This is a genomic window from Neobacillus niacini (assembly GCF_019749295.1).
GTDB classification, from domain to species: Bacteria; Bacillota; Bacilli; order Bacillales; family Cytobacillaceae; genus Neobacillus; species Neobacillus niacini_D.
Genome location: NZ_JACWFG010000011.1, coordinates 438561 through 451890 on the forward strand (window position 1 = coordinate 438561; position 13330 = coordinate 451890).

At 41.9% G+C, this 13330-nt stretch carries 12 protein-coding genes and 1 riboswitch; all 12 genes read left to right on the top strand.

Annotated elements, in window-relative coordinates; genetic code table 11:
- Positions 1 to 75 precede the first annotated feature (75 nt).
- The 12 genes from nirB to H0184_RS15990 all read left to right on the top strand — a co-directional run bounded on the left by nirB (position 76) and on the right by H0184_RS15990 (position 13320).
- On the top strand, positions 76 to 2484 hold the full coding sequence (nirB, locus tag H0184_RS15935) for a nitrite reductase large subunit NirB (protein ID WP_221826986.1): 2409 nt from the start codon (positions 76 to 78) through the stop codon (positions 2482 to 2484).
- 17 nt (positions 2485 to 2501) lie between these two features.
- Positions 2502 to 2825, top strand: coding sequence for a nitrite reductase small subunit NirD (nirD, locus tag H0184_RS15940; protein WP_221826987.1), 324 nt, complete (start codon positions 2502 to 2504; stop codon positions 2823 to 2825).
- Positions 2826 to 3127: 302 nt separating this feature from the next.
- The gene (locus tag H0184_RS15945) at positions 3128 to 3973 is read left to right on the top strand and encodes a formate/nitrite transporter family protein (protein ID WP_221826988.1); all 846 of its coding nucleotides are present in this window, start codon (positions 3128 to 3130) and stop codon (positions 3971 to 3973) included.
- 15 nt (positions 3974 to 3988) lie between these two features.
- A complete protein-coding gene (gene cobA, locus H0184_RS15950) occupies positions 3989 to 4762 on the top strand; it encodes a uroporphyrinogen-III C-methyltransferase (RefSeq protein WP_221826989.1) in 774 nt (257 codons plus the stop codon).
- Complete coding sequence (locus tag H0184_RS15955) at positions 4746 to 5792, top strand: anthranilate phosphoribosyltransferase (protein ID WP_221826990.1); 1047 nt, start codon at positions 4746 to 4748, stop codon at positions 5790 to 5792. Before cobA (H0184_RS15950) ends, H0184_RS15955 begins: the two co-directional genes overlap by 17 nt.
- 150 nt (positions 5793 to 5942) lie before the next feature.
- Positions 5943 to 6043: riboswitch (SAM riboswitch) on the top strand.
- A gap of 70 nt (positions 6044 to 6113) precedes the next feature.
- On the top strand, positions 6114 to 6830 hold the full coding sequence (locus tag H0184_RS15960; RefSeq protein WP_221826991.1) for a phosphoadenylyl-sulfate reductase: 717 nt from the start codon (positions 6114 to 6116) through the stop codon (positions 6828 to 6830).
- Between the two features lie 15 nt (positions 6831 to 6845).
- On the top strand, positions 6846 to 7904 hold the full coding sequence (locus H0184_RS15965) for an inorganic phosphate transporter (RefSeq protein WP_221826992.1): 1059 nt from the start codon (positions 6846 to 6848) through the stop codon (positions 7902 to 7904).
- Between the two features lie 63 nt (positions 7905 to 7967).
- Positions 7968 to 9137, top strand: coding sequence for a sulfate adenylyltransferase (gene sat / locus H0184_RS15970; RefSeq protein ID WP_221826993.1), 1170 nt, complete (start codon positions 7968 to 7970; stop codon positions 9135 to 9137).
- A gap of 13 nt (positions 9138 to 9150) precedes the next feature.
- Positions 9151 to 9750, top strand: a complete 600-nt coding sequence (gene cysC / locus H0184_RS15975; RefSeq protein WP_221826994.1) for an adenylyl-sulfate kinase — start codon at positions 9151 to 9153, stop codon at positions 9748 to 9750.
- A 30-nt stretch (positions 9751 to 9780) separates the two neighbouring features.
- Complete coding sequence (gene cobA / locus H0184_RS15980) at positions 9781 to 10557, top strand: uroporphyrinogen-III C-methyltransferase (RefSeq protein ID WP_221826995.1); 777 nt, start codon at positions 9781 to 9783, stop codon at positions 10555 to 10557.
- A gap of 21 nt (positions 10558 to 10578) precedes the next feature.
- Positions 10579 to 11304 carry a sirohydrochlorin chelatase gene (locus H0184_RS15985; protein ID WP_221826996.1) on the top strand — a complete coding sequence of 242 codons (726 nt, stop codon included), beginning with the start codon at positions 10579 to 10581 and terminating at the stop codon, positions 11302 to 11304.
- Between the two features lie 210 nt (positions 11305 to 11514).
- On the top strand, positions 11515 to 13320 hold the full coding sequence (locus H0184_RS15990; RefSeq protein ID WP_221826997.1) for an assimilatory sulfite reductase (NADPH) flavoprotein subunit: 1806 nt from the start codon (positions 11515 to 11517) through the stop codon (positions 13318 to 13320).
- Positions 13321 to 13330: the final 10 nt, after the last annotated feature.

Below are 13330 nucleotides of genomic sequence, written 5' to 3' on the forward strand. Positions count from 1 at the left end.
AAACTCATGTTATTAAAGCTGTCATAATGTTATAAATAATTCAGATAATTCAATACAAACAAGGAAGGTGTTCAGATGTTAAAACAAAAGCTAGTTCTCATTGGAAATGGAATGGCAGGGGTTAGAGCCATAGAAGAAGTGTTGAAAATCAATCCAGATGGTTTTGAAATTACCATTTTTGGCACAGAGCCATACCCAAACTATAATCGAATTCAGTTATCTAAGGTCCTTCAAGGTGGTACTTCGGTAAGTGACATCACGTTGAACGAATGGGAATGGTACGAAGATAACAAAATTAAGTTTTATCCTGGAGAGAGTGTAATAACTATTAACACAAAAACACAAAGTGTGAGCACAGATAAAGGACGTAAAGAGTCCTATGATCAATTAATTATTGCAACAGGCTCGAACCCTTTTATGCTTCCTCTACCGGGAGCAGATAAGGAAGGGGTTAAGGCGTTTCGAAACATAAAAGACTGTGAAGAAATGATTGAATATTCAAAAAGATTTAAGAAAGCGGCGGTCATTGGCGGAGGTTTACTGGGCTTAGAAGCAGCAAGAGGGCTCCTTAACCTCGGGATGGAGGTAGATGTCATTCATATTTATGATTACTTAATGGAGCGTCAATTAGACCGAACGGCAGGAAAGTTACTGCAAGCAGAGTTAGAGAAACAGGGCATGAACTTTCTTTTACAAAAAAATACCGCAGAAATTACCGGCAGAAAACAGGTAACAGGATTAAAGTTTACTGATGGCAGCAAAATAAAAGCTGATTTAGTTGTGATGGCTGTTGGGATTAAACCAAATGTCGCGTTGGCGCAAGAAGCTGGAATACCAGTTAACCGTGGAATCATCGTAAATGATTATTTAGAAACAGAAATCCCGAATGTGTTTGCGGTAGGGGAATGTGCCGAGCACCGCGGTATTGCCTATGGATTAGTGGCACCACTATATCAGCAAGGACAAGTATTAGCGAAAAGACTTTGCGGGATACAGGATAAAGGCTACCAAGGTTCTGTATTATCGACTCAATTAAAGGTATCAGGTGTCGATGTTTTCTCAGCAGGAAAAATAAATGAGGATGAAGGAACAAAAGTATATAAAATGTACGACGATTGGAATGGTGTTTATAAAAAAGTACTAATTGAAAACGGAAAGATTGCAGGCGCTGTGCTGTTCGGTGATACGAAGGATGGAAATAAGTTATTTGATTTTATTAAAAAAGGGGCACTAATTGAGGAATATTTAGAGTCATCTCAGTGTGTTAATTCTGAGGTAAATTTAGTTGCCAGCATGGCGGATGAAGAACTTATTTGCGGCTGTAATGGTGTAACAAAAGGAAGTATTGTAGAGGCCATTAAAGCAAATGGATTAACGACAGTTGACCAGGTAAAAGGCTGTACGAACGCCTCCCGTTCCTGCGGAGGCTGTAAATCACTAGTTTCTGATTTACTTGCCTGTACACTTGGTGACCAATATCAGGCAGATCAAAAGGAAGCAATCTGCAGCTGTACAACATTGTCAAGAGAAGAGGTATTGGCAGAAATTCGTGATAAAGGGCTGACACATATTCGCGAGGTAATGAACGTACTGGAGTGGAAAACAGATGGCTGTTCTAAATGTAAACCAGCTTTAAATTATTACTTAGGAATGGTTAATCCATTGAAATACCAGGATGAGCGAGAAGCCAGGTATGTGAATGAAAGAATGCATGCCAATATCCAAAAAGACGGTACCTATTCCGTTGTTCCAAGAATGTATGGCGGCGTTACAACCTCAGAAGATTTACGGAAAATTGCAGATGTCGCGGATAAATATAAGGTTGGCATGATTAAGGTTACCGGTGGTCAACGAATCGATTTACTTGGCGTGTATAAGGAAGACCTGCCAAAGATTTGGGCAGAGCTTGATATGCCATCGGGATCAGCCTATTCAAAAGGACTTCGCACAGTTAAAACCTGTGTAGGTGAAAATTACTGCCGATTTGGAACGCAGGATTCAATTGGAATGGGAATCCGATTAGAAAGGAAGTTTGAAGGCTTAAACACTCCTCATAAAGTGAAAATGGCTGTGTCTGCCTGTCCGCGTAACTGCGCAGAAAGTGGAATTAAGGATGTAGGAGTGGTCGGTGTCGAGGGTGCTTGGGAAATGTATGTCGGTGGCAACGGCGGGACCCATCTCCGTGAAGCGGATCTATTATTCAAGTTTAAATCTGGAGATGAGTTGGTCGAGATGATTGGAGCATTCCTCCAATATTATCGTGAAACAGCTAAATATTTAGAGAGAACCTCTGCTTGGGTGGAGCGCTTAGGGATCGACCATATTAGAGAGGTATTATCGGATGAATTAATGGTGACGGAATACAATCATCGAATCGAAGAGGCACTGTCTGTGGTTCAAGATCCATGGAAAGAAGCAATTAATAATAAAAACCTTTTAAGAGACTTATATCAAAATGTAAAGATTCCAGTAGAAACGAAATAATGGGGGGAGTGGATCTTATGGAAAAAACAATACGTAGCGTCTTCATCGGGGAAGTAGCAGAATTACCACAAAAGTTGGGAAAAACAGTCATCGTCGGCAATAAGGAAATCGCAGTTTTTAAAACGGAAAAAGGCGATATCCGAGCTATTGAAAACCGTTGTCCCCATAAAGGCGGCGTACTCGCAGAGGGAATACTAAGCGGTGAATATGTATTTTGTCCGATGCACGATTGGAAAATCAGCGTAAAGGATGGCAAAGTCCAAGCGCCGGATGTAGGATGTGTTCAGTCCTATCCGGTTGAAGTCAAAGGAGACCAAGTTTATATTTTGATCAGGGAATAGATAGGTTAGAAAATAGGTCAACGCCATTGGCAATAGGAGTTTAGGAGGTTTATAGTGACCGAACTGATAGAGAGAAAGTAGTTTGGGTCACTATAAGTGGTCTTTAGTGACCGAACTTGAAGTATGTGAAGGGTTTGGGTAACTATAGGAGGTTTATAGTGACCGAACTTGAAGTATGTGAAGGGTTTGGGTAACTATAGGAGGTTCATAGTGACCGAACCGAAAGAGAGTAAGTGGTTTGGGTCACTATGAGAAGTTCATTTTGGCGAAAATCTAAATCTAATAATTAAGGGAGTGAAGTGGTGACGATTGTAAGTCCAAATCAAGTTGTGGAAAGTATGATTCAGGCAGGAGAAGTGAAGGCGAAATTACCTGTTAAGGATTTGCTAATTCGAGGATGTTTAGGCGGTGCGTTGCTCGGATTTGGGACGACATTAGCATATACAGCTGAGGTTCAGACAGGACTTGGAATAGTGGGTGCTCTGCTTTTTCCAGCCGCATTTGTGATAATTATCCTCCTTGGGTTGGAATTGGTTACAGGAAGTTTTGCTCTCATTCCTGTTGCGGTGATGGCGAAAAAAGCCAAAGCTTCACAAATGTTGAAGAATTGGTTTTGGGTCATTATTGGTCATGTGCTTGGAGCTGTTATTTATGCCATGCTATATATCATTGCTGTCACTCAGCTCGGACAGGTCACCGATCATGCAGTTGCAGCAAAGATTCTTGCGGTGGCGGAAGCCAAAACGCTAGGGTATAAAAGTCATGGTTCAGAAGGTTTACTCGTCGTATTTGTAAAAGCGATGCTCTGTAATTGGATGGTGACACTTGGTGCTGTAATGGCGATGACGACAAAGTCTGTTATCGGAAAAATCGTTGCCATGTGGCTCCCAATATTAATCTTTTTTGCTCAAGGCTTTGAGCACGCCGTGGTGAACATGTTTGTCATCCCAGCTGGCATGATATTGGGTGCAGATGTCACAATCACCGATTGGTGGGTATGGAATCAAATCCCCGTATTAATTGGGAATTTAATCAGCGGTGTTCTGTTTACAGGATTGGCACTCTATTATACTCATAAAAAGCCAGAAGCTAAAATCACGCTAGACCTGCCGCAAACAAAGGCGGCGATACCGAGTACACAACGTTAAATGGGAGGGATAATTATGGGCAAGACGTATATCGTAGGAGCAGGTCCTGGTGACCCTGATTTAATAACCGTTAAAGCGTTAAGATGTATTCAGATGGCAGATGTAATTCTTTATGATCGTTTGGTTAATCCAGAGCTTTTAAAGGAAGCGAAACGGGAATGTCATCTAATTTATTGTGGTAAAAAACCGAATTACCACACACTGCAGCAAGAAACCATTAATCATCTTTTAGTCAAATACACGAAACAGGGGAAAAATGTTGTTCGATTAAAAGGAGGAGACCCGTTCGTATTTGGACGCGGGGCGGAGGAAGTAGAAGCTCTAGTAGAAAACGGTCTACCAGTAGAAGTAGTTCCAGGAATTACAGCAGGAGTAGCCGCACCTGCTTATGCGGGAATTCCCATCACTCATCGTGAATTAGGAAGCTCTTTTGCAATCGTAACGGGTCACAAGCCAAAGGGGAAACCTACCGACATCAACTGGAAGAGTCTAGCAACAGCTGTTGATACACTGGCGATCTACATGGGAATGACCAATCTTCCATATATTTGTGAGGAATTAATGAAGCATGGTAAAAAAGCAGATACTCCTGTTGCCATCATACAGCAAGGGACAACAAGTGAACAGCGGACGGTAACAGGAACGTTGAGTTCTATTGTAGGAATAGTAATGAATGAAGAAATTCAAAATCCTGCCATGATCGTTGTTGGAGAAGTCGTCACCTTCCGTGATAAAATAAGATTACTAGAAGAAGGAGAGAAGGCGGAAAGTTATGCAACAATGGCTTAAAGAAGTAGCAAGAGGAAAAAGAGGGTCTAAAGACTTAGATTATCAACAAACAATAGAAGTCGCACACTCAATCATAAATGGGAACGCGACAGAGGCTCAAATAGCTGCTTATCTAATAGCACTGCGTTTGAAAACGGAGTCGCCTGAAGAACTGCTTGCGTTTGTCCATGCCTTTGGGGATAACAGTGAAAAAATAGCACCAACCCAGCAGTTAATCATTGACCTAGCCAGTCCTTATAATGGAAGAAATTCTTTTACAGGGAGCATTCCTACGGCTATTTTGATGGCAGAATACGGGCTTCCCGTTTTTTTACATGGAAGTGATTCGCTGCCGCCGAAATATGGAACAGCGATAAAAGAGATTCTTTTACATTTAGGTGTTAATGTTTCACAACCCAAGCCCGTACTAGCAAAATCATTGGTCGATACAAACATTGCTTTTGCATCAACCGAGGAATTTTGCCATAGTTTAGGAAACCTGCGGCAAATTCGTAAAGAGCTGGGGGTAAGAACGCTCTTTAATACAGTAGAAAAGTTATTAAACCTGGCAAATGCAGATACACTGATGATGGGGGCTTATCATCGAACAGCGATTAATAAAATCGCTCCTATTTTTAAAGGGCTTTCCTATAAAAATGTGTATGTGGTGCAAGGAATGGAAGGATCTGAAGATTTACCTGTACACCGCAATAGTTTTATTTTTAAAATAACAGACAATGAAATGGAATCTACCATCGTTAACCCAGAGGAATATGGATTGTTGTCACCTGAACTGGATAAAAATATAAAACTTTCAGCTAGTGTTCAATCAGAAATTACGATGGCGCTTCTGAGTGGAGAACAATCTGAATATCTCCAAACCTACTATAACCAAGTGATATTTAACACTGGAATAAGGTATCACATTTTTGGAGTTGTTCCCAGTATTGGAGAAGGGATTGAAATCGCTAAGGAGCAGCTAAAAGGACAAAAAGGGCTGCGCCAATTGGAAAAATGGAAAGCAAGTCAAAATAAAAATGTTACAGCATAGTTCAAGCGTTCTAGACATTATCGAGTCTAGGACGCTTTTTCGATTTTTGGGCGAGAAAAATAAGTGCGAAATTAATTTTTCTAAATTTTTGTGTTTTTCATTTACATAAAACCTATTGGTATGGTAGGATTAATTTCAACAAATACCAAATACTTATCAAGAGAGGCTGAGGGACTGGTCCTATGAAGCCCGGCAACCTGCTGTGCAAGGTGCTAATTCCAGCAAAATGAAACCATTTTGGGAGATAAGGCGTTAAACAAACGTGAGATGCCTTTCCTTTTTGGGGAAGGCTTTTTTGATGGAAAAAGGAGGATTTTAGTAATGACTACACGTGTTACGTATGAAAACTGGAATCAATTATCCGATACGTTTCCGATCGAGGATAAAACGAAGGGCGCAAAATCGGTTCTTGAGTGGGCTTACAGCTCTTATCCAGAAGACCAAATTGTTTATGCTTCCAGCTTCGGTGCAGAAGCCATTGTGTTAATTGATCTCATACAGCAAGTAAAGCCAGAAGCACATATTGTTTTCTTAGATACTGGCTTACACTTTCCGGAAACCTATGAGGTTATTAACAAAATTGAAGAGCGTTTTCCTTCATTAAAAATTGAACGAAAACTGCCAAAGCTGACATTAGATGAACAACGTGAGCAGTATGGATCAGCACTTTGGAAAAGAGAGCCTAACCAATGCTGTAATATCCGCAAAGTAATTCCATTAAGGGAAACGCTGACAGCTAAACAAGCATGGATTTCAGGGCTTCGCCGCGAACAATCACCGACAAGAGCAAACACTGAATTCCTTAATAAGGATGATAAATTTCAAAATATAAAAATCTGTCCGCTTATTCACTGGACATGGGACGAAGTTTGGGCCTATATCAAGGAAAAAGACCTCCCTTATAATACCTTGCACGATCAAAACTACCCAAGTATCGGCTGTTTTCCTTGTACACAGCCTGTTTCGGCAGATGGAGATTCACGTGCGGGACGCTGGGTGGGAAGCGGCAAGACGGAGTGTGGCTTACACACATCCTAAAAGGGGGCTTTTAGTTTGCTCACAATTATAGCAGTTACGATAGGGTTATTTTTTGCAGTCAATATCGGTGCTAGTGGTGCAGCAGCTTCGATGGGGATTTCTTACGGAGCTGGGGTAGTAAATAAAAGACTGGCCTTAATATTATGCGGTATTACCGTGTTTTTTGGGGCTTGGCTTGGCGGCGGGGAAGTGGTGAAAACCATTGGAAGCGGGATTGTGCCGAGCAGTACCTTTACTGTACCGATTGCGCTTATTGTTTTAGCTTCTGCTGCGCTGGCGTTATTTTTAGCGAATATTTTCGGGATCCCACTATCAACAAGTGAAGTAGCTGTAGGATCGGTAGTGGGTGCTGGAATTGTCTATCAATCAGTATTTGTTGGCAGTTTAGCATGGATTATGGCCTTTTGGCTCTTAACTCCTGTTGTGGCATTCTTAATTGCCATCCTAGCTGCGAATCTTTTAAAAATTAAAACTCTGAAACGCTGGATGGGTGCACCTAAAGCTACTCCTATCCTTTCTGTTCTTGTTGTATGTATGGGATTATTTGAAGCATTTTCGGCTGGGATGAACAATGTGGCAAATGCGGTAGGTCCGTTAGTCGGGGCTGACATTATGTCGACAAGTTCCGGGATTTTCTGGGGCGGGCTGTGCGTTGCATTAGGTGCCATCCTCTTAGGACACCGTGTTCTTGAAACGAATGGGAAGAAAATTACCACTCTCCGTTTGGAGGAGGGATGTGTAATCTCTGGAACAGGAGCAGCCATTGTCACCGCAGCTTCTGTATTCGGGATTCCGGTCCCGCTGACTCAAATTACGACATCCTCAATTATTGGCATCGGCTTTGCTAAGCATGGCAAGTCAGTATTAAAAAAAGGGATCGTTGTTCAGCTTCTCACGGTTTGGATCGTTTCACCAGTCTTATCAATGGTTCTTTCCTATACTCTTATCCAGCTGCTAATTGAACATAATTTCTATCCAATTGTAGCGATGGCAGGTGTTTTAATCTCTGTATTTGGTGTAATGTCACTTATGAAAAAAACTAACCATCCCGTTACAGAAGCTGCAGAAAAGTAGCTTGATAGATTCATTGATTTAACTCTCTTTTTTTGAAGAGTTTAATAATAAAACATAACTTAAATGAAGAAAGGTTTGATTCTGTTGTCATTTTTACCAGCACCTCATGGAGGTAAACTAATCCAAGCATTTGATCCAGCCTATGATGTAACATCCATTGTAAAAGAACTTGAAATCGACGCGATTGCCTTAAGTGATCTAGAGTTAATCGGTGTTGGGTTATTCAGTCCGCTAACCGGTTTCCTTGGGAAAGCTGATTATGAAAATGTCGTGGAGAATATGCGTCTTGCAGACAATACGATTTGGTCCATTCCCGTAACACTTCCTGTTTCCTATGAAACTGCTGCAACACTAGAAGTTGGGGAGAAAATTAAGCTTGTATACAATAAAGAGGTTTATGGTGTGATTACCGTTTCAGAATGGTACGAACCGAATTTAGATAAAGAAGCGGTTGAGGTATATAGAACCCTTGAAACAGCGCACCCAGGCGTTAAGCGTCTGTATGAAAGAGGACCTGTCTATGTGGCTGGGGACGTAGTGTTAGTAAAGAAGCCGGAAAAAGGAATCTTTGGTGATGTTTGGTTTGAGCCAAAGGAAACGCGTGCATTGTTTGAAGAAAAAGGCTGGAAAACGGTTGTTGGCTTCCAAACAAGAAATCCAATTCACCGCGCTCATGAATACATTCAAAAAGCAGCACTTGAAACAGTTGATGGACTTTTCGTGAACCCGCTTGTTGGGGAAACAAAGTCTGACGACATCCCAGCTGATGTTCGCCTAAAAAGCTATCGTGTTCTTCTTGAAAACTACTACCCGGCAGAACGTGTCCAGCTAGGTGTTTACCCAGCGGCAATGCGCTATGCAGGTCCAAGAGAAGCAATCTTCCATGCGATTGCCCGTAAAAACTTTGGCTGCACACATTTTATTGTCGGACGTGACCATGCAGGTGTAGGTAATTATTATGGTACGTACGACGCTCAGTTAATTTTTAGTGAATTCCCTGAAGGGGAGCTTGGCATTAAACCATTATTCTTTGAACACAGCTTCTATTGCACAAAGTGTGAAGGAATGGCTTCAGATAAAACTTGCCCGCACGCTAATGAAGATCGTGTGATCCTTTCTGGAACAAAAGTAAGAGAATTGCTTCGTGCAGGACAGCTTCCTCCATCCACATTCAGCCGTAAAGAGGTTGTCGAAGTGTTGATTGAAGGAATGAAAGAAGAGACAACGGTCTAAGGAGGAGAAACAAATGACAAAAGCAACGAATATTACTTGGCATGCTAGTACCGTTTCAAAATCCGACCGTCACGTTCAAAATGGTCATGGAAGCTGTGTGCTATGGTTTACAGGACTTTCTGGTTCTGGAAAATCCACGATAGCTAATGCGGTATCAAGCGCTTTGTACCGACAGGGAATAAATGAATATGTTCTTGATGGTGATAATATCCGCCATGGCTTAAACAAGGATCTTGGCTTTTCTGACCATGATCGAACAGAGAATATTAGAAGAATTGGAGAAGTTGCCAAGTTGTTTGTAGACAGCGGTGCAGTGGTAACGACAGCATTTATCTCACCATTCCGTTCCGATCGCGACCAGGTTCGAGAAATATTTGAAGATGGCGAGTTTATTGAAGTTTTTGTAGACTGTCCGATTGAGGAATGTGAAAAACGTGATCCGAAGCAGCTATATGCAAAGGCTCGACGTGGTGAAATAAAGGATTTTACGGGGATTGATTCTCCTTATGAAGCACCTGAGTTTCCAGAAATTACAGTTCGTTCGGACCTTTTAACAGTGGAAGAGGCAGTGAATCAGATTTTAAGTTATCTTCAAGAAAAGAACATTCTCTAACATGAGTTGATAAGAAAGGATGGTTGATCAATGGTTGGCAAGGTTTATTTAGTAGGTGCGGGTCCCGGAGATCCAGATTTAATTACAGTAAAAGGGTTACGCTGCCTCAAGCAAGCTGATGTCATCCTCTATGATCGGCTGGTAAATCCTGAACTTTTGGAGAATGCGAAAGAGGGAGCCCAACTTGTCTATTGCGGCAAGCTTCCACATTATCATACAATGAAGCAGGAAACCATTAATCATTTTCTAGTGAAATACGCCAAAAAGGGATATAACGTGGTCCGGTTAAAAGGTGGAGATCCTTTTGTTTTCGGCCGCGGCGGTGAAGAAGCAGAGGAATGCGCGAAGCATAATGTACCTTTTGAAATTGTTCCTGGCATTACTGCTGGAATCGCAGCCTCCGCTTATGCCGGAATTCCTGTTACTCATCGAACCCTGAGTAAAAGCTTTGCGTTTATAACCGGACATCAGGCCGGTGATGCCTGTGCAGAACACCAGTGGGCACACTTAGCAAAGGGCGTAGATACGATTTGTGTGTATATGGGGATATCCTATCTTTCTACTATTACGAAGCAATTGATAGCTAACGGGAAATCCCCGCAGACTCCGATTGCCTTAATTCATTGGGGGACATTAAGTGACCAAAGGACAGTAACAGGGACACTTGAAACCATTGAAGAAGTCGTTAAGAAAGAGCAGATTACCAATCCAAGTATGATAGTGATTGGAGAGGTAGTGAACCTGCACAATAAATTGAATTGGTTCCAAGAAGAAATTATTCCTAATATTCCAGCAGCCAACCGGTAATAGCAGAAGGGAGCACCTTATATGAAAGCAATTCTTTATATCGGTCATGGTACTCGTTCGAAAAAAGGTGCTGTCGAGATTAGGGCCTTTATAGACAAGGTAAAGGCACGAATTGACGTTCCTATTCAGGAGCTGAGTTTCTTAGAACTCACAGAGCCGCTGATTGAAGAAGGCTTTGAAAAGTGTGTGGAGCAAGGTGCAAAAGAAATTGATGTAGTCCCCCTGTTTCTTTTGGCAGCAGGACACGTTAAGCGTGATATTCCTGAAGCCTTGTCTTCCTTGATTGCCAAATATCCTACTATTCCGGTAAAAATAAAGAATCCATTCGGTGTACAGGAAGTCATATTGGATGCAGTCGCTGAGTTAATTAAGGATTCAGCAGGGGAAGTGATCCCCTCAGACAGGTTATTGATCGTCGGTGTAGGCAGCAGTGACCGTGATGTTCACGTCAACTTTGGCAGGATTGCGGATGGCATCGGGAGGCGGCTAGGACCTGAAAAGGTGTCCGTTTGCTATTTTGCTGCAACTGAGCCGAGGTTGAGTGCGGGATTGGAGTATATATCAGAAGGAGCTTTAGGTCGGGTAATCGTGGTACCTTATATGCTATTTTCTGGACTCCTTCTTGCGGAATTAAACAAAATTGTTCGTATCCGCCAAAAAGAAGGTCAAAGGATTCTTTGTACCCCAGCTTTAAGCAACCACAATGTGATCGAAGATATCGTAATTGAACGTGCTCTGTGTGAGTAGGATGTCGGAGTTGACCGAAGCCCGTTATGAAAAGGGAAACGGCTCAATGCAGACTTTCTATTTTTCCTAAAACGAGTTGCCAAAAAAACTTTGGTAACTCTAACTACTTAAAAAAGAGAACTGGGTCATCAAGTAGACCAATTTATTTATTACAGCCTCTACAAAAATACTGTATGATAAAGTTTATATTCCATAGTGAGGTGGATAACGTTGCAACTTCAGGTAATGAACAGTCCGTTTAATCAGGAGCAGGCGGAACTCCTAAATCGTCTTTTACCTACTTTTACCGAATCTCAAAAACTTTGGTTGAGTGGATATCTTGCGGGTGCAGCTTCTGCACCATTGGCTTCTGTCCTAGGAGTACCAAGTCAGCAAGGAAGCATAGAGGGGACATCCTCAAAAGAAGTGACCATCCTTTACGGTTCACAAACAGGTAATGCGAAGGGCTTAGCCAATAAATCTAAAACAACGCTTGAGGGGAAAGGGTTCCAAGTAACTGTTTCCGCCATGAGTGATTTTAAGCCAAATAATCTTAAAAAGGTAAAAAACCTACTTATTATCGTAAGTACACACGGTGAAGGTGATCCACCGGATAATGCTCTTACATTCCATGAGTTTCTCCATGGCAAGCGGGCACCAAAGCTTGGGGACTTAAACTTTTCGGTCTTATCTCTTGGAGATAGTTCATATGAATTCTTCTGTCAAACAGGAAAACAGTTTGATGCTCGTTTAGAAGAACTAGGCGGCACCCGTCTTTATCCACGTTTTGACTGTGATCTGGATTATGATGAACCAGCAGCAGAATGGCTTGAAGGTGTGATTAGCAGCCTAGGGGAAGCAAAGGGTGGAATTCCTTTGCAAACTCAAGGAATATCTGCGCAAACGGTAGAATCAACCTACTCTAGAACCAACCCGTTTAGGGCAGAAGTACTTGAAAATCTTAACCTAAACGGTCGAGGATCGAATAAAGAAACAAGACATCTCGAACTATCGCTTGAAGGATCTGGTTTGAGCTTCCAGCCAGGTGATAGTCTTGGGATTTATCCGGAAAATGATCCGGAACTGGTTAACCAGCTTCTTGGTGAGTTGAAATGGAATCCAGAAGAAAGCGTGACAATTAACAAGCAGGGTGAAGTTCGTTCTCTTAAAGATTCCTTTTCTACGTACTATGAAATTACGACATTAACAAAACCACTTCTTGAGAAAGTGGCAAAGCTTACTGGAAATAGCGCCTTACAAGAACTTGTTAATGACAGTAATAAAGTAAAGTCCTATCTTGAAGGACATGATTTGCTTGATGTGATTCGCGACTTTGGACCAGTGAACAGCTCTCCACAAGAATTTGTTGAATTACTTAGAAAAATGCCTGCACGCTTATACTCGATTGCAAGCAGCTTAACTGCAAACCCAGAGGAAGTACATTTAACAATAGGTGCTGTCCGTTACCAAGCGCATGGGCGTGACCGGAAAGGTGTCTGCTCTATTTTTACAGCAGAGAGATTACAGCCGGGAGACACTGTACCAGTCTACATTCAACACAATGAAAACTTTAAACTTCCTGAGAATCCTGAAACACCAATCATTATGGTTGGCCCTGGAACAGGTGCAGCACCATTCCGCTCTTTTATGCAAGAGCGTGAAGAAATTGGGGCAGAAGGTAAATCTTGGATGTTTTTTGGAGACCAGCATTTCGTGACAGATTTCCTTTATCAAACAGAATGGCAAAAATGGTTGAAAGACGGTGTGCTAACTAGAATGGATGTTGCTTTTTCACGTGATACAGCTGAAAAAGTTTATGTTCAGCACCGTATGCTTGAACAAAGCAAAGAATTGTTCCAATGGCTTCAAGAAGGGGCTCACATTTACATTTGCGGTGATGAGAAGCATATGGCACATGATGTTCATCAAACACTTATTGACATTATTGAAAATGAAGGCAGCTTAAGCCGAGAAGAGGCAGAAGCTTACTTGGCAGATATGCAGCAGCAAAAACGATACCAACGCGATGTGTATTGATATAGTACTG